Origin of the sequence: Ideonella flava (assembly GCF_051857595.1) — a bacterium.
Classification (GTDB): Bacteria; Pseudomonadota; Gammaproteobacteria; order Burkholderiales; family Burkholderiaceae_C; genus Ideonella.
In genome coordinates, this window is record NZ_JBPZHD010000014.1 from 86,514 (window position 1) to 105,692 (window position 19,179).

17 protein-coding genes are annotated in these 19,179 nt (G+C 69.9%); 6 read left to right on the forward strand and 11 right to left on the reverse strand.

Translation table 11 applies throughout. The features are described from left to right. The first annotated feature begins 162 nt into the window (after window positions 1-162). Complete coding sequence (locus ACS5PM_RS27165; RefSeq protein ID WP_439391008.1) at window positions 163-1,743, forward strand: hypothetical protein; 1,581 nt, start codon at window positions 163-165, stop codon at window positions 1,741-1,743. A 138-nt stretch (window positions 1,744-1,881) separates the two neighbouring features. Here ACS5PM_RS27165 and ACS5PM_RS27170 read toward each other — a convergent pair whose 3' ends face one another. The 4 genes from ACS5PM_RS27170 to ACS5PM_RS27185 form a co-directional block, all read right to left on the reverse strand. Further along, window positions 1,882-2,538 (reverse strand): hypothetical protein, encoded by a 657-nt coding sequence (locus ACS5PM_RS27170; protein ID WP_439391009.1) that lies wholly within the window; start codon window positions 2,536-2,538, stop codon window positions 1,882-1,884. A gap of 4 nt (window positions 2,539-2,542) precedes the next feature. After that, on the reverse strand, window positions 2,543-3,949 hold the full coding sequence (locus tag ACS5PM_RS27175; protein ID WP_439391010.1) for a selenium-binding protein SBP56-related protein: 1,407 nt from the start codon (window positions 3,947-3,949) through the stop codon (window positions 2,543-2,545). A 113-nt stretch (window positions 3,950-4,062) separates the two neighbouring features. Beyond that, complete coding sequence (locus tag ACS5PM_RS27180) at window positions 4,063-4,899, reverse strand: thymidylate synthase (RefSeq protein ID WP_439391011.1); 837 nt, start codon at window positions 4,897-4,899, stop codon at window positions 4,063-4,065. A 97-nt stretch (window positions 4,900-4,996) separates the two neighbouring features. Further along, window positions 4,997-6,796 carry an ABC transporter transmembrane domain-containing protein gene (locus tag ACS5PM_RS27185; protein WP_439391012.1) on the reverse strand — a complete coding sequence of 600 codons (1,800 nt, stop codon included), beginning with the start codon at window positions 6,794-6,796 and terminating at the stop codon, window positions 4,997-4,999. Window positions 6,797-6,912: 116 nt separating this feature from the next. Between ACS5PM_RS27185 and ACS5PM_RS27190 the strand changes: the two genes are divergently transcribed. From ACS5PM_RS27190 to ACS5PM_RS27205, 4 genes are read left to right on the forward strand one after another with little or no spacing between them, the layout of a single operon-like run. Continuing rightward, window positions 6,913-7,404: a MarR family winged helix-turn-helix transcriptional regulator gene (locus ACS5PM_RS27190; protein ID WP_439391013.1), complete on the forward strand. Its 492-nt coding sequence runs from the start codon at window positions 6,913-6,915 to the stop codon at window positions 7,402-7,404. Window positions 7,405-7,415: 11 nt separating this feature from the next. Continuing rightward, complete coding sequence (locus ACS5PM_RS27195; RefSeq protein ID WP_439391015.1) at window positions 7,416-8,924, forward strand: efflux transporter outer membrane subunit; 1,509 nt, start codon at window positions 7,416-7,418, stop codon at window positions 8,922-8,924. Window positions 8,925-8,953: 29 nt separating this feature from the next. Next, a complete protein-coding gene (locus ACS5PM_RS27200; RefSeq protein WP_439391016.1) occupies window positions 8,954-10,159 on the forward strand; it encodes an HlyD family secretion protein in 1,206 nt (401 codons plus the stop codon). Between the two features lie 8 nt (window positions 10,160-10,167). Next, window positions 10,168-11,790 (forward strand): DHA2 family efflux MFS transporter permease subunit, encoded by a 1,623-nt coding sequence (locus tag ACS5PM_RS27205; RefSeq protein WP_439391018.1) that lies wholly within the window; start codon window positions 10,168-10,170, stop codon window positions 11,788-11,790. A 6-nt stretch (window positions 11,791-11,796) separates the two neighbouring features. On the opposite strand, the gene ACS5PM_RS27210 is transcribed toward ACS5PM_RS27205, so the two are convergent. Both ACS5PM_RS27210 and ACS5PM_RS27215 read right to left on the reverse strand, forming a co-directional pair. Next, window positions 11,797-11,982: a type II toxin-antitoxin system antitoxin gene (locus ACS5PM_RS27210; protein ID WP_439391020.1), complete on the reverse strand. Its 186-nt coding sequence runs from the start codon at window positions 11,980-11,982 to the stop codon at window positions 11,797-11,799. Between the two features lie 13 nt (window positions 11,983-11,995). After that, the gene (locus ACS5PM_RS27215; protein WP_439391021.1) at window positions 11,996-12,865 is read right to left on the reverse strand and encodes an SPFH domain-containing protein; all 870 of its coding nucleotides are present in this window, start codon (window positions 12,863-12,865) and stop codon (window positions 11,996-11,998) included. 293 nt (window positions 12,866-13,158) lie between these two features. Here ACS5PM_RS27215 and ACS5PM_RS27220 point away from each other — a divergent pair, with 293 nt between their 5' ends. Then, the gene (locus tag ACS5PM_RS27220; RefSeq protein ID WP_439391022.1) at window positions 13,159-13,923 is read left to right on the forward strand and encodes a GGDEF domain-containing protein; all 765 of its coding nucleotides are present in this window, start codon (window positions 13,159-13,161) and stop codon (window positions 13,921-13,923) included. A 177-nt stretch (window positions 13,924-14,100) separates the two neighbouring features. Here the strand turns inward: ACS5PM_RS27220 and ACS5PM_RS27225 are convergent, their stop codons facing one another. From ACS5PM_RS27225 to ACS5PM_RS27245, 5 genes are all read right to left on the reverse strand, one after another. Further along, complete coding sequence (locus tag ACS5PM_RS27225) at window positions 14,101-14,886, reverse strand: oxygen-binding di-iron domain-containing protein (protein ID WP_439391023.1); 786 nt, start codon at window positions 14,884-14,886, stop codon at window positions 14,101-14,103. A 44-nt stretch (window positions 14,887-14,930) separates the two neighbouring features. Next, on the reverse strand, window positions 14,931-15,956 hold the full coding sequence (gene miaA / locus ACS5PM_RS27230; protein WP_439391024.1) for a tRNA (adenosine(37)-N6)-dimethylallyltransferase MiaA: 1,026 nt from the start codon (window positions 15,954-15,956) through the stop codon (window positions 14,931-14,933). 146 nt (window positions 15,957-16,102) lie between these two features. Then, a complete protein-coding gene (locus tag ACS5PM_RS27235; RefSeq protein ID WP_439391025.1) occupies window positions 16,103-17,341 on the reverse strand; it encodes a multidrug effflux MFS transporter in 1,239 nt (412 codons plus the stop codon). Window positions 17,342-17,630: 289 nt separating this feature from the next. Beyond that, window positions 17,631-18,404: a tetratricopeptide repeat protein gene (locus ACS5PM_RS27240; protein ID WP_439391026.1), complete on the reverse strand. Its 774-nt coding sequence runs from the start codon at window positions 18,402-18,404 to the stop codon at window positions 17,631-17,633. 31 nt (window positions 18,405-18,435) lie between these two features. Then, the gene (locus tag ACS5PM_RS27245; protein ID WP_439391027.1) at window positions 18,436-19,092 is read right to left on the reverse strand and encodes a TetR/AcrR family transcriptional regulator; all 657 of its coding nucleotides are present in this window, start codon (window positions 19,090-19,092) and stop codon (window positions 18,436-18,438) included. Between the last annotated feature and the right edge of the window lie 87 nt (window positions 19,093-19,179).

A 19,179-nucleotide genomic window follows, 5' to 3' on the forward strand; every position in this document is an offset into this window, starting at 1 on the left:
TAGCGCCGTACACAACGTACGGCTGAGATCGGTTGAAAGGGCCAGCTGCTCGGGCCGACGCCTGGCCAGGTTCCAGGTCGGGTCACGCACAAGGCTCGATTTCCGGTCCGCGCCAACACCTGTTGACGTGCATCAACCCGGCCACTTCACGACAAGCGCACCTTGGCCTGCTGCGCCAGCACTTTGCGAAAGATCGACATGCCATCTCGCTTTCTTGTCTTGGGTCTTCTGGCCGGTCTGGCGCTTTCTTCCCAGGCACAGGTCCAGACCGACTGGGTCAACCAGCCTGGGGGGGTATCCGTGGCGCTCAATGCGATGGGCGAGGTCTACACCGCGCGGTGGGACTACGCCCCGGGAGGCGACATCTTCCTGGTCAAGCGCAGTGCCGCAGGCGAGTTGCTGTGGGAAGCCTCGTCGAACAACAACGACGCCAACAGGCACGAGGTGGCCACCTGGGTGGGCACTGACAGCCGGGGCGACATCCTGGTGTCGGGCACCGTGCGTTCGGGCTACAGCAATCCCGTGGACGTGCATGGCCTGCTGCTGAAATTCAGCCCGCAGGGCAAGCTGATCTGGCGACGCGATATCGGCGGCGCATTCGACGGGTCGTCCACCCGCAAGCTTCTGCTGGACGAGTCGGACAATGTTTTCGTGCTCGGGCTGGGCGCAGGGGCCAACGGCCTGGTCACGCAGGTCCGCAAGGTCGCCCCTGATGGAACTGATCTCTGGACCTATTCGGACAGTGCCGGCATCGGCATGCCGATGAATCTCAAATGGACGCCGGACCACGCCTTGCTGATCATCGCGCGCAGTCGGTTCGGCATCCTCAACGGCTACGCCAAGCTCGATGCCCAGGGCGGCTTGCTTTGGAGCCAGGCTGGCTTTTCCAGCACGCCCCAGGGTGACGCCGCCGGCGACACGGCAGGCAACAGCTACCTCGTGAACGACGGGACGGAGTTGCGCAAGCTGTCCCCCAGCGGGGCCACGCTATGGACGCGCCAGCACGCCATGACAGCCCTGCGAGTCGAGGTAGGCAGCGACGACAAACCGGTGCTCAGCGGATTTCCGGTCGGTGGCGGTGCGGGGGCCGCCTTCATGAAGTACAGCGACGCAGGCAAAGTCCTGTGGGATCAACCGGATGGAGACGGCACCGGTGTGAACTCGCTGATGCATGCCCAGATGCTGCTGGATCGGGGCAACAACGCCTATCTGGCAGCAAGCACCCTGTTCGAGATGGCGGTCACCAAGGTGCGTGCGGATGGCAGCCGCGCCTGGGTGGCCTTGGCGCCCGGCTCGTCGGCGGTCGGCCTGGCCCTGGGTGAGGACTTGAGCGTGCACGCGGTGGGCGGGCAAACGGCGAAATTCCGGCAACTGCTGGCCGACCTGTCGCTGACGCTGATGGATACCCCTGACCCGGCGCATGTTGGCGTGCCCATGACCGTCACATTGAACGCACTCAACAAGGGTCCCATCCAGGCGCAGGGAATCGGGCTGAGATACACGCTGCCGGCGACGGCCGAGCTGGCCGGCGTGCAGTCGTCGCAGGGGGAGTGCGTCGCGCAAGAGGGTGTCGTGCAGTGCGCATTGGGGGCCCTGGCCTCGGCAGGCCAGGCGCAAGTGATCGTGTCCCTGGTCCCACAAGTGCGCGGCACGCTCAAGCACGTGGCCCTTGTCGTGGCCGACACGGAAGACGCCGTGATCGCCAACAACAAGGCCACGGGCAAGACCCGCGTCAAGCCATGAGCAAGCTCGAACCGCAGCCCGCATGCTCACGCCGAATTGAACCCGGGCCTTGGCCGCGAAATCGCGGGAGGGAAAGATGCATTGGGATCCTGGGCGAGTCCGAAGCAGCCGGTTCACCGAGCCGATGGCGAGCCCAGTTCATGCTGGCGCCATCCACGCCAGCCCTGCAGCAACCACCCCCGTCACCACCAGGCTCATGGCCCAGACCGACTCCAGGTTGAGCCACCCTCGGCTGAGAAACCCCAGCCCCAGCCAACGGTAGACGGCCCACGCCAGCGCCAGCCCGCAGCCGATCATCACCGCCGTGTGGACGAGGGCGACCAGCAGGGCGATGGTCAAGCTGGCTCCGATCGCCAGGTGGCCTCCGTGTTGCGATACCTCGCCCGCACACAAGCCGAGAGCGATGGGCACCAGCATCAGCCCGGCGCCGTGGGCCGTGGCCATGAGGAACGACCACCATGCCAGGCGTGACGGCGGCACGCGCGCCAGGAAGCGCGGATGACGTGGCCGGGCCAGGCGCAGCACGCCAAACCCGAGAACGAGCAACGCCGCGACCATGCGCACCGCACGGCTCCACTCCACGTACCAGGCCAGCAGCGTGAAGGGCAGCAGCACGACCGCCATCGCGAGCAGGTGGCCGACGCCCAGCGGGACCACGGTGGCAAACACCGCGGCGTCGCGGCGTGCGGCCAGGCCGTTGGCCACCGCCAGCGGCCAGCCCATTCCCGGGTTCAGGCCGTGATAGATGCCGAAGCCGACCACTCCCCACCAAGCAGCGGCTTCGGCGCTGAGCATGCTGCTATGCGGACGGATAGCAGAACGAATCGGTCGAGCAGTCGCCGCCTTCGAGGCGGATCTGGTGCGCGCCGAATTCAGGGCCGAATTCCACGCCGAATTCACGGTCCAGCTCGATGCCGCCGTTGGCGCCGACATTGCACATCACCTGCACGCCCGGTACGCCCCCCGGATAGAACTGCGTGTCCCAGCGGCTGTACAGGCCATTGGTGAAATACACGCGCTTGCCGTCGCGGCTGATCTCGGTCATCTGCGGGCCGCCGGGGAACGGCCGGCCGGAGGGGAGCTTGTCGTGGCGCGCAATGCCGCCGACGCGGACGCTGCCCGTGAGCTTGGGCGCCATCGGGTCGGTGACGTCGTATTGCCTCAGCTCGCCGGTGCCCCAGCAGGCCACGTAGAGGAAGCGGTCGTCGAGTGAAAGGTCGATGTCGCTGATCAGCGGCGGCGCGGCGCCGAAGCCCTGCAGCAGCGGGGGCAGCACCGACTTGTCGGCCGGCTCCGCGGGGATGGTCGCCGTCTTCTTCGCGTGGAACTTGCCGCCTTCGCGCCACCAGGTCCACACCGAGCCTTCGAGGTTGGTGGTGTCGACCACGACGCCGAGGAAGCCGTACTCGCGCGTCGGGTCGTGCGCGGGCCGGATCTCCAGCGCCATCTGGTGGTTGGCCCCGAGGTCTATGGTCTGCAGGTGCTTGCGCCCGCGCAGGTCCCAGAAATGCAGCTGGTGGCCGTATTTGTTGGACAGCAGGTCCTCGGCCACCAGGCCGTTCTCGAACTGCGGCGGCCGGCCCCACTCGCTGGACACCATGTAGTCGCGCGGCAGGTTCCACCAGAAGTCGTAGTGCAGCTGCTGCGGGCCGCGGTCGATTTCCCACTTGCCGAGGATCTCGAAGCTCTCGCAATCCATCAGGAACACACCCGCCGGGCCCTGCGTGCCGTCGGCACCGCCGCCGCCGAGCGTGCTGATGTAGATGCCCTCGGGCCCGCAGTGCGTGGTGTGCGGCCGGGAGTAGCCGGTCTTGCGCATCACCTCCTCCGGCTCGATCACCTTGGCCAGCGTTGGCTTGCGCGGATCGGGCTGCGTGTCCACCACGTAGATGCGCGAGGACCGGATGCCCGGGATGATGAGGTAGCGCCGCTTCAGGAACGCGTGCCCGGACATCGGGGACAGCGCGGAGGAGCAGGCGTTCCAGCCGAAGTGGTGGAACTCGTCGCCCTTGTAGGGCATGTCGAGCCGGTGCAGGACCTGGCTGTAGGTGGGCGAGCCCGGGTCGACATCCACCACGGCCAGGGCGTCGGGGCGGGATCCGTCGGGCGACAGCAGCGCCGTGTACGCGATGCGCTCGCGCGGGGCCTCCATGGCCAACCGGGGCGAGGGGTGGAAGGTGGGGTCGGGCCTCAGGGTCTCGAGCATGGCTGCCTCCTTTGACGAGGCGCCAAGCATCCTCCGGCCGCCGGCCCTGTCAACTATCCCTGCAGGGCTCGTGGTTGCACGGCCGACCAGAGCCGGCAGCCCCCCGCCGGCGGCTACTTCGCGATCGGCGCCGGGATGCCCGGATGCGGGTCGTAGCCCTCGATGGCGAAGTCTTCGAAGCGGTAGTCGAAGATGCTCGCGGGCTTGCGCTTGATGACCAGCGTGGGCGCCGGGCGGGGCTCGCGTGTCAGCTGCAGGCGCGCCTGCTCCAGGTGGTTCGAGTACAGGTGCAGGTCGCCGAACGAGTGCACGATCCCCCCGGGCTCTAGGTCGCACTGCTGCGCCACCATGTGGGTGAGGAAGGCGACCGAGGCCGCGTTGAACGGCACGCCGAGGAAGCAGTCGGCCGAGCGCTGGGTCAGCATGCAGCTCAGGCGGCCCTCGGCCACGTAGAACTGGTACATGACATGGCAGGGCGGCAGCGCCATGCGGCCTTCGGCCGCGTTCACTTCGGGCGCCTTGGTCTCGTCCGGAAGGTCGGCCACGTTCCAGGCGTTGATGATGTGGCGGCGACTGTCGGGCTTGCGGCGGATGCCTTCGACAAGCGCATGGACCTGGTCGTGCTCGCGACCGTCCGCTCCCTTCCAGCGGCGCCACTGGGCACCGTAGACGGGGCCCAGCTCGCCCTCGGGCGTCGCCCATTCGTCCCAGATGGTGACGCCGTTTTCCTTCAGGTAGCGGATGTTGGTGTCGCCGCGCAAGAACCACAGCAGCTCGTGCAGGATGGACTTGATGTGCAGCTTCTTGGTCGTCAGCAGCGGGAAGCCCTGCCGCAGATCGTGCCGGTACATCCGGCCGAAGACGGACAGGGTGCCGGTGCCGGTGCGGTCGCCCTTCGAGACGCCGTGGGCCAGGATGTCGGAAAGCAGGCCGAGGTACTGATGATCCATTTCACTTCGATTTTATGGGTGAAGAGTCGTCGACGGGCCGCCCCTAGACGACTGCTCCCCTCGGGGGACCGACGCCGAAGGCGGCGTAGGGGCCCATTCAGGCGGTGGCCTCTTCGAGGCCGAACTGCATGGCGGCCAGGCGCGCGTACAGGCCCTGGCGGGCGATCAGTTCGGCATGCGTGCCCTGGTCGACGACGCGTCCGGCCTCCAGCACGACGATGCGGTCCACGCGCTGGATGGTGGCGAGCCGGTGGGCGATGACTAGGGTGGTGCGGTTGGCCATCGCCGCTTCCAGCGCCGCCTGCACCATGCGCTCGCTCTCGGCATCCAGCGCGCTGGTGGCTTCGTCGAGCAGCAGCAGCGGCGGATTCTTGAGGATGGCGCGGGCGATGGAGATGCGCTGCCGCTGGCCGCCCGACAGGCGCACGCCGCGTTCGCCCAGGAAGCTCTGGTAGCCACCGGGCAGGGCGCTGATGAAGTCGTGGGCGAAGGCGGCCTTGGCGGCCGCGACGACCTCTTCGTCGCTCGCCTCGGGGCGGCCATATCGGATGTTCTCCATCGCGCTGGCCGAGAAGATCACGCTGTCCTGCGGCACGATGCCGATGCGGCTGCGCAGGGCCGCGAACGAGGTTTCGCGCACGTCGACGCCGTCCACTTTCAGGCGGCCGGCCTCGACGTCGTAGAAGCGCAGCAGGAGCTGGAAGACGGTGGTCTTGCCGGCGCCGCTGGGGCCGACGAGCGCGACCGTCTCGCCGGGCTTGACCTCCAGCGAGATGTCGGCCAGCGCGGCGGTCAGCGGCCGCGAGGGATAGTGGAAGCGCACGCCCTCGAGCTGCACATGCGAGCCCTGCCGCGTCGGCGGCAGCGGGCGGGCCGCGGCCGGCTCCTCGACCGGTGAGCGGGCCGCCAGCAATTCCATCAGGCGCTCGGTGGCGCCGGCGGCACGCAGCAGGTCACCGTAGACCTCGGACAGCACCGCCACCGAGCTGACCAGCACGATGACGTAGAGCACGGTCTGGCCCAGGTGGCCGGGGGTGATGTCGCCGTGCAGGACGGCCTGGGTGCCCTGGTACAGGCCCCACAGCAGGCCGCCGAAGGTCGAGGTGATGATGAACGCGACCAGCACCGAGCGGACGCGCGTGCGGCGCAGGGCGGTGTCGAAGGCGGCTTCGGTGGCGCGGTCGAAGCGCTCGGCCTCGCGCCGCTCCTGCGTGTAGGCCTGCACCACCGGGATCGCGTTCAGCACCTCGGCCGCGATGGCGCTGGAGTCGGCCACCCGGTCCTGGCTGGCCCGGCTCAGGGTGCGCACCCGGCGGCCGAAGTACAGCGCCGGCAGCACCACCAGCACCAGGATGCCCAGCACCTGCCCCATCACGTAGGGGTTGGTGACGACGAGCATGATCAGCGCGCCCAGGCCCATCACCGTGTTGCGCAGGCCCATGCTGAGGCTGGAGCCGACGACCGTCTGCACCAGCGTCGTGTCGGTGGTCAGCCGGCTCAGCACCTCGCCCGTCGCGGTGGTCTCGAAGAAGGCGGGGCTTTGCTGCACGACATGGGCGTAGACGGCGTTGCGCAGGTCGGCGGTGATGCGCTCGCCGAGCCACGTGACCATGTAGAAGCGGCCGGCCGAGAACAGGCCGAGCGCGGCGCCGACGGCGAACAGGGCACCGAAGTGCTCGCGCAGCGACATCAACCGGTCGCCCGGCTCCGCGGCGACGAGCCCTTGGTCGATCAGCGACTTCAGCGCCACGGGCAGCACCAGGGTCGCGACCGCGGCCAGGATCAGGAACAGCACGGCCAGGGCGATGCGGCCGAGGTAGGGGCGCAGGAAGGGCGTGAGCCCCGACAACGATTTGGGCGTGGCGCCTTTGGGGCGCTCGGTGAGGGCAGTGGCCATGGCGGGCAGTGTAGGCAAAGCGGTGTGACAGCCGTTCTCCGGGCATGACCCCATCAAAAGGCTGGCTATTCAATGAATGCGGCGACAATTATTGCCTATGCAATTAAAGTGGCGGCATGGATCAAGACGACACCCCCGCCACCCAGTTCTACGTTCCCGGCCAGTACCGGCCGGACCAGAGCGTGGGCTTTCTCATGAAGCGGGTGATGTCGTCCATCCTCGCCCAGGCGGATGAGCGACTCGCGGCCCTGGACCTGACCCACGCCCAGTGGCTGCCCTTGTTCAAGCTGGCCAGCAAGCATTGCGACACGATCGCCGCCCTGTCCCGCGACCTGGACCTGGACCCCGGCGCCATGACCCGCTCGCTCGATCGCCTGGAGGCCAAGGGCCTGGTGCGGCGCGAGCGCTCGACCGAGGACCGGCGCGTCATCCACCTGGTGCTGACCGAGGAAGGCAAGAAGGTGGCCCGCAAGGTGCCGCCGGTGATGGCCGAGGTGCTCAACAACCACCTGCGCGGCTTCAGCGAAGACGAATGGAAGCAATTGCTGGCGCTGCTGTCGCGCATGGTCGCCAACGGCGACGCCATGCGTGAACCCCCAGCGGCATGAAGGAGGCCGCGATGAAGAACTTTCTGATCAACCCTTTCGAGGGCCGCCTGCACTGGCCCGCGCTGTCTTTCGACCGCCTGCCCCGCCCCGGCGCCGCGGCGCTCACCGCCCTCGTCGCCCTGGCTTCGGCCGTGGTGTTGCTCGCCGGTTGCGCCAGCCCGGGCACGCCCTTGCAGAAGCTCGATGAGACCCCGCCCGCCGCGGTCGGCCTGAGCGATGCGGCCGCCACCGTCGCGCCGGCCCGCTGGTGGTCCACGCTGGGCGACGACCAGCTCGCCGCCTTGGTCGACAAGGCCTTGCGCGACCAGCCCAGCCTCGCGGCCGCGCGGGCGCGGGTGCAGCGCGCGCTGGCCCTGGCGCAGGTGACCGAGGCGGCCGACGGCCCGCAGGCCGACCTGAGCGCCAACGCCACGCGCCAGCGCTATCCGGAGCACGGCCTGTATCCGGCGCCCATCGCCGGCTCCATCCTCAACTCCGGCAGCGTGAACGCCGGCTTCAGCTGGAGCCCGGACTGGTACGGCCGCCAGGCCGCTTCGCTCGCGTCCTCGCTGGACCAGGCCCGCGCAGCGCAGGCCGATGCGGCACTGGCCGCGAACGCGCTGGCCGCGCAGGTCGCTCGCAGCTATGTCGGGCTCGCCCGGCTGGTGAGTCAGCGCGAGGTGGCCGCCCGCACGCTCGATCAGCGGCAGGAGATGAAGGAGCTGACCCGCCAGCGCGTCGCCGCCGGCCTGGATACCCGCGTCGAGGAGGTGCAGGCCGACAGTGCGCTGCCGGACACGCGCAACCAGATCGAGGCGTTGGATGAGCAGATCACGCTCGCCCGCCACCAGCTGGCCGCGTTGAGCGCGCAGGCGCCGAACGCGCTGGATTCGCTGAGCCCGTCGCTGGCGCAGATCAGCGTCCAGCGCCTTCCCGGCACGCTGGGCACCGACCTTCTGGGCCGCCGGCCCGACGTCGTGGCCGCGCGCTGGCGCGTCGAGGCTGCGACGCAGGACATCAAGGTCGCCCGCACGGCCTTCTATCCGGACATCAACCTCACCGCCTTCGTGGGCCTGAGCGCGATCGGGCTGGACCAGCTCTTCGAGGCCGGCAGCCGCCAGTACGGCTTCACGCCGGCACTGCACCTGCCGCTGTTCGACGGCGGCCGGCTGCGCGCCCAGTTGCATGGTCGCGAAGCGGAGCTGAACGCCGCCATCGCGCAATACAACGCCAACGTGCTGGACGCCGTGCGCGAGGCCAGCGACGCCATCGGCTCGCTGCAATCGCTGGAACGCCAGCGTCGTGAACAGGCCGAGGCGCTGGCGGGTGCGCAGACCGCGCACGACCTGGCCCTGCAGCGCTACCGCGCCGGCCTCGGCAGCTACCTGATCGTGCTGAACACCGAGAGCCAGTGGCTGGCCCAGCGCCGCGCCGCGGTCGACCTCCAGGCCCGTGAGCTGGATACCGGCATCGCCTTGGTCAAGGCCCTGGGCGGTGGCTGGCAAGGCGATGCCCCGGCCACGATCGCCGCCGCGCACTGAACACGCGAACCGAACGAGAAAGAAACACCATGACCGAAGCCGCTTCTCCCCCCGCCGCCAATCCCGCCGGCCGCCGTCGCGGCCTGACGATCATCGCCATCGCCGCCGCGCTTGCCGCCGCGGGCTGGGGCGGCTGGCACTGGTTTCACGGCCGCCATCGCCAGACCACCGACAACGCCTACGTGGCGGGCAACGTCGTGCAGATCACGCCCCAGGTCGGCGGCACGGTGATCGCCATCCTGGCCGACGACAACGACGCGGTGAAGGCCGGCCAGCCGCTGGTCAAGCTCGACACCGCCGATGCGCAGGTCGCACTCGACCAGGCCGAGGCCCAGCTGGCGCAGACGGTGCGCGAAGTGCGCGCCCTCTACAGCGGCAACGAGACGCTCAAGGCCCAGGTGGCCCTGCGCGAGGCCGACTTCGCCCGCGCCCAGGCCGACCTCGCCAAGGCACAGGACGACGTCAATCGCCGCGGTCCGCTGGTCGCGAGTGGTGCCGTCGGCAAGGAAGAGTTCCAACACGCCACTGCGCAGCTGGCCGCTGCCAAGAGCGCCGTCACCGCGGCCCAGTCGGCCACGCTCGCGGCCAAGGAGCAGTTGGCCACGGCCCGGGTGATGACCGAAGGCACTTCGGTCGAGCAGCACCCCAACGTGCAGCGGGCCGTGGCCCGGGTGCGCGAGGCGGCCCTGGCGCTCAAGCGCGACGAGCTGCCAGCGCCCATCGACGGCCACGTCGCCAAGCGCTCGGTTCAGCTCGGCCAGCGCGTGCAGGCCGGCGCCCCGCTGATGACGGTGGTCGACCTCGACAAGCTGTGGGTCGACGCCAACTTCAAGGAAGGCCAGTTGGCCGACCTGCGCATCGGCCAGCCGGCCGAGCTGGTGGCGGACGTCTACGGCACCAAGGTCAGCTACCACGGCAAGGTGGCCGGCCTGGGCGCCGGCACCGGCTCGGCCTTCTCGCTGCTGCCGGCGCAGAACGCCACCGGCAACTGGATCAAGATCGTGCAGCGGGTGCCGGTGCGCGTCGCGCTGGATCCTGCCGAGCTGGCAGCCCATCCGCTGCGGGTCGGCCTGTCGATGGAAGTCACCGTGGACACCGCCGACCGAAACGGCAAGACCCTGGCCGACGCACCCCGCGCCCAGGCGGTGGCGGCGACCGGCGTGTACTCCGCGATCGACCGCGAAGTGGACGAGCGCATCCGTCGCATCGTCCGCGGCAGCCTGTCCCTGCACTGATCGACACCATGAGCGACCAAGCCCTCGACAGGGAAGGGGCGCAAGCGCCCGCCGTGGCGCCGGCTACGGCGCCTGCCGCGCCCTACACCCCGCCGCCGCCGCTGACCGGCACCGCCCTCGTGCTGGGCACGATCTCGCTGTCGCTGGCGACCTTCATGAACGTGCTCGACTCGTCGATCGCCAACGTGTCGCTGCCGGCGATCGCGGGCGACCTGGGCGTGAGCCCGGGCCAGGGCACCTGGGTCATCACCAGTTTCGGCGTGGCCAACGCGATCTCGGTGCCGCTGACCGGCTGGCTCACCCAGCGCTTCGGCGCGGTGCGGCTGTTCATCACCAGCGTGCTGCTGTTCGTGCTGGCTTCCTGGCTGTGCGGCTTCGCGCCTTCGCTGGAGGCGCTGGTGGGCTTTCGCATCTTCCAGGGCCTGGTGGCCGGGCCGATGATCCCGCTTTCGCAGACGCTGCTGTTGTCCAGCTATCCACGCGCCAAGGCCGGCACCGCGCTGGCCCTGTGGGGGGTGACGACGCTCGTCGCTCCGGTGGTCGGGCCCTTGCTCGGCGGCTGGATCACCGACAACGTCGCCTGGCCCTGGATCTTCTACATCAACATCCCGGTGGGCCTGTTCGCCGCCGCCATCACCTGGGGGATCTATCGCCACCGCGAGACGCCGCGCCGCAAGCTGCCGATAGACACGATAGGCCTGGCGCTGCTGGTGACCTGGGTCGGCTCGCTGCAGCTGATGCTCGACAAGGGCAAGGAGCTGGACTGGTTCTCGTCGCCGACGATCGTCGTGCTGGCCGTCGTGGCGGTGCTGGCCTTCGCCGTCTTCCTCGTGTGGGAGACGACCGACGAGCACCCGGTGGTGGACCTGCGCCTGTTCGCCCGCCGCAACTTCGCCTTCGGCGCGCTCGCGCTGTCGGTGGCCTACGGCCTGTTCTTCGGCAACGTCGTGCTGATGCCCCTGTGGCTGCAGCAGTGGATGGGCTACACCGCGACCTCGGCCGGCATGGCGCTGGCGCCGGTGGGCGTGTTCGCCATCCTGCTGTCGCCGCTGGTGGGCCGCAAGGTGTCGGTGTGGGATCCGCGCCGCATGGCGAGCGGCGCCTTCGTCGTCTTCGCGCTGGTGCTGTGGATGCGCTCGCAGTTCACGACCCAGACCGACCTCGCCCACGTGCTGGTGCCCACCTTCATCCAGGGCGCGGCGATGGCCTTCTTCTTCATCCCGCTGACGACCCTGACGCTGAGCGGCATCGGGCCGGAGCGTGTGGCGGCGGCGGCGGGCCTGTCGAACTTCGTGCGCATCACCGCCGGTGCGATGGGCACCTCGATCTCCACCACGCTGTGGGATGACCGCGCGGCGCTGCACCACGCCCACCTCACCGAGCCGCTGACCAGTGGCCAGGGTGTGTTCGCGAACACGCTGGCGTCGCTGCAGGCGGCCGGCCTGTCGGCGGAACAGGCGATGGCGCAGGTCAACCGGATGATCGACCAGCAGGCCTACACCCGGGCGGCCGACGACATCTTCTTCGGCTCGGCGATGCTGTTCCTGGCGCTCATCGCGCTGATCTGGTTCACCAAGCGGCCGCCGAAGCTGGCGGGCGCCGGTGCCGCCGAGGCCGGCGGCGCGCACTAGCCGGAGCTATTCGTTGTTGTTCTTCGGCGGCTTGGGCGGCGGCAGCCGACCGCGCCGCGCCAGCGCCTCGCGCAGCAGGAACTCGACCTGCGCGTTGGCGCTGCGCAGCTCCTGCGCGGCGAGCCGCTCGATCTCGGCCCACAGCGCGGGGTCAATGCGCAGCGGGTAGCTCTTCTTGCCGGGACTGGCCATCCGGACGCGTGGGTCAGTTGTAAAGCGTGCCGGCGTTGAGGATGGGTTGCGTGTCCTTGTCCGAACACAGCACCACCAGCAGGTTGCTCACCATGGCGGCCTTGCGTTCGTCGTCGAGCACGACGATCTCGCGCTCCGACAGGCCCTGCAGCGCCGACTCGACCATGGTGACCGCGCCGGTGACGATCTTGCGGCGGGCGCTGATGATGGCCTCGGCCTGCTGGCGGCGCAGCATCACCTGGGCGATCTCCGGCGCATAGGCGAGGTGGGTCAGCTTGGCGCCCGTCACCTCAACGCCGGCCTCGCCGAAGCGCTCCTGCAACTCCGCCTTCAGCGCCTCGGCGACCTCGTCGAGGCTGCCGCGCAGGGTCGTCTCGTTGGCCTCCGGGTCCTCGCCCTGGTCGTAGGCATACAGCGAGGCAAGGTGGCGCAACGCGGCCTCGGCCTGGATGCGAACGTAGGCCTCGAAGTCGTCCACCTCGAACACCGCCTGGGCGGTGTCGCGCACCCGCCAGACCACTGCCGCGCCTATCTCCACCGGGTTGCCGCGGCGATCGTTCACCTTCAGCGTGGGCACGTTCAGGTTGCGCGCCCGCAGCGAAAGCTTGCGCTTGGCCAGGAAGGGGTTGGCCCAGCGCAGGCCCTCGGCACGATCGGTGCCGCGGTACTCGCCGAACAGCAGCAGGATGGCGCCCGTGTTGGGTTGAAGCATGTACAGGCCGCCCAGCACGAACAGCCCTGCGACCAGCAGCACGACAGCAGGCAGGACGCCACCGCGCAGCAGCAGAGCGCCGCCCGCCAACAGGCCGAGCAAGCCCGCGGCAAGCATCAGATAGCCATTGGCCGACCGGAAGGGCCGTTCCACCCGGGAAGGCTGCGACATGTCGTCTCCTGAAATCAAAGTGATATCACTTTAGAAGTAAAGCCGACTCGCCGTCAAGGCCGCCGTGAACTCCGCCGGCACCCCCACGTAATCGGGACTCAAGATTGCCCGGGGACGGCCGATTTGTGATCGAATCTCTCGAGTAGATCCGGCTCTGCCGGGCTACTTGAACCCCCGTGGGGGGCGGGCCGGAACATCGGCCCGGCCCTGGGGGCTCACTTGGAGCGAACCCTCGCAGGACCATGGCGGAAACGAGCGAACCGCGCCCCGCGCGCAACAACCACCCTGGCTGGATGCAGGCCCTCACCAGGCTGGCCAGCCGCGCCAGCCTCGGATCCGCCTGGGCCTTCCAGATCGGCGTGGCGGCGATCGTCGCCACGGCCGTGGCCGCCATGCTCGTCTGGCTGGACAGCACCTCCTGGCCGGTGGCGCTGGGTGCCGGGATCATCGCGCTGCTGCCGGCCCTGGTGGCCGGCGCCGCTGCCCTGCAGCTGGCCCGCGCGCTGGCACAGTCGTCGGTGCAACGCGAGCTGCTGATGGTCGATGACGAACTCACCGGCGTCTCCAACCGCCGCCAGTTCCTGCGGCTGACCGAACGCGAATGGTCGCGCTGCCGCCGCTACGGCGACGACGGCGCACTGCTGCTGATCGACGCGGACCACCTTCGCCGCATCAACGACAGCATGGGCCAGCGCTGCGGCGACGCCATCCTGCTGGAGGTGACCCGCCGAGTGAACGCCACGCTGCGCCAGTCCGACCTGCTGGCCCGTTTCGGCGGCGCCGAGCTCGCGGTCTTCCTGCCGCACACCGACCCGCTGGGCGCGCTGGACGTCGCCGAGCGGATTCGCCAGCAGGTGGCCTCGGCCCCCTTCCGCTGGGAGAGCGCCCACGTGGTCGCGACGGTGAGCGTCGGCGTGGCCCACGTCCACATGGGCCAGGCCTCCCTGGATGGCCTGGTGCAGGATGCCGAGTCGGCCCTGCAGGCGGCCAAGGAAGCCGGCCGCAACTGTGTGCGCGCCACGCCCATCCAGCCGCGGCGGAGCGCAGTCATCTCTTAGCCCCCACGGCCCTTGCCAGGGCCTGCCCCCCGAGGGGGCTCGCGCAGCGGACCGGCGAAGCCGGATCCGCGCACGCCCTGGTAGGGGGCGGCGCGGAGCGCGGCCCGTGAGAGCGGCGTGTGAGCGCCCCGTGAGCGAGCCCGTGAGTGAGCCCGTGAGTGAGCGCCTGAGCGCGCGTCAGGCGGGGAGGGCGTAGTTACGTTTTTCCATCAGGTCGATGCCGCAGCGCAGGTCGCGGGTCCAGGAGATGAAGTCCTTGACGGCGCGGCCGGCGAGGGGGGCGCCGTGCTGGGGGACGATCATGCGGATGGGCAGGGGATCGACCATGTCGGCCCACAGGCGCAGGACCTTGTTCGAGACCATGTAGCGGCGGTGGAAGCGCTCCATCGAGGGCAGCAGGGCCGCCAGGTCTTCGACCGGCTGCTTGGCCCGCTGGCCGCCGACCAGCGAGACGCCGAGGTCACCCGAGAACAGGATCTGGCTCGTCGCGTCGTAGAACTGGAAGTTGCCTTCGGCGTGGAGGAAGTGCGCCGGCAGGGCGATCAGCTCGCCACGGCCGATTCGGATGCGCGTGCCGGGGTCGGGAATGCCGACGATGCGACCGACGGTCTTGCCGGGCTTGCAGAAGTGCGGGATGAAGCGCTCCCAGACCTGCGAGACATAGACCTTCGCCTGGGTGGAGGTCATCCAGCGGTCGAGCGAGGCGATGATGTCCGGGTCGGCGTGCGAGGCCAGGATGGCCGTCAGGCGGTGCGGCGGGAAGTGCCGCGTCATGCCGAGGTACAGCTCGCTGAAGGCGAGGTTGCCGCCGGGGTCGATGATGGCGCCGGTGTCGCCGTCGACGATGAGGAACTGGTTGGACTGCACCGCCTCGTCGGCGTGGCCGTCGGTGCCGGGCACGTGGCCCAGGTCGGTGAACATCAGGCAACGATGGCCGTCGCGGTCGAAAAGGGTGACAGGCATCGAGGCACTGTAGGAGCCGCTGCCCGCTCGCCGGTTGATGACCGTCAAGCGGTGCCGGCGCCCAGGACGCTGCGCGCGTGAACGAGCGCACGCGCCGGGTCCTCGGCGGGCAGCACCTCGCGGTCCATGCCGCGCAGCCAGGTGAGCTGGCGCTTGGCCAGCTGGCGAGTGGCCGCGGTGCCGCGCTCGCTCACGGCGCTCGCCAGGGCATCGCCGGCCAGGCCGGCGTCCATCGCCTCCCAGACCTGGCGGTAGCCGACGCAGCGCATGCTGGGCAGACCGGGGTGCAGGTCGCCACGTGCGCGAAGGGCGTGCACCTCGTCGAGAAGGCCGCCCGAAAGCATCTGGGCGAAGCGTTCGCCGATGCGCGCGTGCAGCCAGGCGCGGTCGCTCGGCTCCAGCGAGAGAAGGCGGTGGCGAGGAGCAGCCGCGGGCCCGCTGTGGCGGGTGTGGAACTCGGTGAGCGGCCGGCCGGTGAGCTCGAACACCTCCAGCGCCCGCTGGATGCGCTGCGAATCGTTGGGCGCCAGCCGGGCGGCGGTGCTCGCGTCGACCAGCGCCAGCTGGGCGTGCATGGCGGGCCAGCCATGCTGCGCCGCTTCGGCGTCCAGCCGTGCCCGCACGGCCGGGTCCGCTGGGGGCAAGGCATCGATGCCGTCGACGAGGGCCTTGAAGTACAGCATGGTGCCGCCGACCAGCAGTGCGATCCGGCCGCGGGCGCGGATCTCGTCGATCAATCGCGCCGCGTCGGCGGCGAACTGGGCGGCCGAGTAGGCTTCGGCCGGATCGAGGATGTCGATGAGATGGTGAGGCACCGCCCCGCGTTCGGCCGCCGTGGGCTTGGCGGTGCCTATGTCCATGCCGCGGTAGACCAGGGCCGAGTCGACGCTGATGATCTCCAGCGGGAACTCGGCCGCCAGTGCCAGCGCGAGGCCGGTCTTGCCGGAAGCCGTCGGCCCGGCCAGGCCTATCCACTCCACTCGGTCGACGCTGGCTGGTGCACCCTCGGGCCTGCGGCCCGGTCCCTCCGAGAGGGGCTGAGCGCCTACGGGCGGCCGGGCGGCGCTCATTGGTGCACCCTCGGGCCTACGGCCCGGTCCCTCCGAGAGGGAATGAGCGCCTACGGGCGGCCGGGCGGCGCTCATTGGTGCACCCTCGGGCCTGCGGCCCGGTCCCTCCGAGAGGGAATGAGCGCCTACGGGCGGCCGGGCGGCGCTCATGCCGCAGCAGCTTCGAAGCGTTCGCCGTCCCGCTGCACCAGAGTCCAGGCGATGGCGGCAGTGACCAGCGAGAAGAAGCCCAGGCCGATCCCCAGCGGCAGCAGGGTGCCGTCGAGCGCGCGGCCCAGCCAGATGCCGACGGCAAAGGCCACCACCGCGAGGAGGAAGCCGGCGAGTGCGGACGCGAGGCCCGCCTGGCGCGGGAACGCGCCCACGGCGCCCGCCTGGCCGCAGGGCTGGTGGATGCCGTGGCCGAAGTTGTAGAGCCAGTGCGCCAGCAACACCCAGTGCAACTCGTGCCGGCCCGCGAGCCCGAGGGCGGCCATGCCGAGGCCCCCCGCCAACGTGAACAGCGCGCCCTGCCGGACCGCGCCAGCCAGGCCGCGGCGGGCCAGCAGCTGCCGGCACCAGAAGGTGGCTGCGAGGTAGGACAGAGAAGCCGAGGCCATGGCCAGGCCATAGCCCCAGGGCGTGAGGCCGAGCACCCCGATGTAGACGAAGGAGGAGCCCGCCAGCATCAGGAACAGTCCGCCATAGGTGGCACTGACCAACGCCGCCCAGGCGCGGAAAGCCGGGTGGCCCATCACGCCGAGCAGGCCGCGCGCCAGCAGGGCGGGGCGCAGGGCCTGCGGGTCGCGGGTGCGGCTGGTCTCGGGAACCTGCCAGGCCACGTAGCCGAACGTCAGCGCCGCGATGGCCGCCACGGCACCCAGCGGTGCGCGCCAGCCGGAGCTGGCGGCCAGCCAGCCGCCGATCAGCGGGGAGCTCAATGCGAGCACCCCGAGGCCGGACAAGGCCCAGGCCATCACGTGGGCGCCTTGCTGCGGCTCGTACAGGTCACGCACCATCGCGCGGGCGCAGACGACAGAGGCGGCGAGCCCCACGCCCTGCAAGGCCCGAAAGGCGATCAGCGCCTCGATGTGCGGCGCGGCCATGGCGCCCAGGCTGGCCAGCGTGTGCAATGCCAGGCCGCCGAGCAGCACCGGTCGGCGGCCGAAGCGATCCGACAAGGGCCCCATCAACAGCTGGCCGATGCCGAAGGCCAGCAGCACGAGCGACATGGTCAGCTGCGCCGCGCCCATCGTCGCGCCGAGTTCGGCTGTCAGGCGCGGCAGGGCGGGCAGGTACAGGTCGGTCGTCACCGGCTGCAGGCCCAGCAGCAGGGCCAGGGCCAGCGCCGCCAGGGCGGGAGACAGCAAAGGGTCGGCGGACGAGGACTGCATGGAGGCCGGCATGCGCCGAGCCTACCAGCGCCGCAGCAGGTGTCGGACGCGGTCTCCGACGGCGACGTGTGGGGTGGTCTCAGTCTCCGACGGGCCGCCCCCAGGAGACTGATCCCCTTGGGGGACCGACGCCGAAGGCGGCGTAGGGGCCGTAGTCTCCGACGGGCCGCCCCTAGGAGACTGATCCCCTTGGGGGACCGACGCCGAAGGCGGCGTAGGGGCCGTAGTCTCCGACGGGCCGTCCCTAGGAGACTGATCCCCTTGGGGGACCGACGCCGAAGGCGGCGTAGGGGTTGATAAATCAGTCCTCGAGTTCCGCCTTGGCCATCTCCACGTCCAGGCGCTCCATGGCGTCCATGGGCGTGCAGGCGGCCGCATCGGCATACAGCTTCTCGGCCTCGGCCATCTTCTTGTCGCCTTCGAGCATGACCAGGCCGTTGGCGTACTCCACCATCGCGATCGCACTGCCCGGATGGAGCTTGAGCGCCTCGCGGTACAGCTTCAGGCCGGTGCCGGCATCGGCGCCCTGGGTCTTGCCCAGCAGCTTGCCCACCTTGTCGATCACCTCGGCGTGGAAGGCCCCGAGCGCAATGTGCGCATCGGCATGCTTGGGCTGGAGCTTGATGGTGGCTTCCAGCGCCGTCTTGACCTTGCTGCCAAGGCCCTGCGCCAGGGCCTTGGCCACGCTGATGCCCTGGCTGTAGCGGCCCAGCGCGTAGGCCTGCCAGTAGTACGCGTTCGCGTTGTTCGGTTCGTCGGCCTGCTGGGCGGCGGCCCGCTCGGCGATCTCCATGAACATCGCCAGCTTGTTCTTCTCGCTCTTCTCCAGGTAGTTGGCGTAGATGGCCTGCGCCTTGTTGGCCACCGTGATGCCGGCCCCGCCCGCCTTCAGGCCGGCCTCGTGGGCCTTCTGGAACTCGCCCGCATGGAACAGCGCCCAGGCGGCCTGGACGGCGTCGTCCTTGGGCCAGGGCTCGGCGTCGCCGAGGTGCAGCCGTGACCATTGCTTCTTCAGGGTGGCCGCGTCGTAGCGGTAGCCGGCGGCGTCGTATGGGAAGGCGGTCCACTTGGCCATTCGTTGTCTCCTGGTGTGTTCGAGGTGTCGGTCAACTGGCGCGGTAGGGCGCGGCCAGGGTGTTCAGGTGCTCGCGCGCGTCCGGATCGAGGTAGGGCCCGAGCAGGCCCAGCACATGCCAGGCGCCGCGGGCCAGCGTGGTGGCGGCGTTGTCGGGCTCCAGCGCCTTGCGGGGCTCGCGCACGTATTCGTAGCTCAGCCAATAGGTGAGGACCACCACCATCGAAGTGGCCACCACCGCGGACTCCGGACGCCCCAGGCGCATCGCGCTGCCGCGCGTCAGGCCGGCCAGGACGGCCTCGACCGCGCGGGTCTTGTTCTTCAGCACGAACTGGAAGTGCGTCTCCAGCCGGCGGTTCTTGCTGAGCAGGTCGTTCAGGTCGCGGTAGAGGAAGCGGTAGTTCCAGATCAGCTCGAACAGCATGTGGAAGAACAGCCACGCGTCCTCCACGTTGCGCACGCCGTCCGCGGCATTGAGCAGCTCGTTCAGGGCCGACTCGTAGCGGCCGAACAGGGCGTTGATCAGCTCGTCCTTGGCCGGGTAGTGGTAGTAGAGGTTGCCGGGGCTGATGCCCAGCTCCGCCGAGATCAGCGTGGTCGACACGTTAGGCTCGCCGAACCGGTTGAACAGGTCGAGCGTGACTTCGAGGATGCGCTCGGCGGTGCGGCGGGGTTTCTTGGTCGGCATGGGCCGCGCCAATCTAGCATCCCCACGGGCACGCGGCCTTGGGGGGCCTACCTACAATCACGCGGCCAAGCGCCGGGCCGCTCGCTG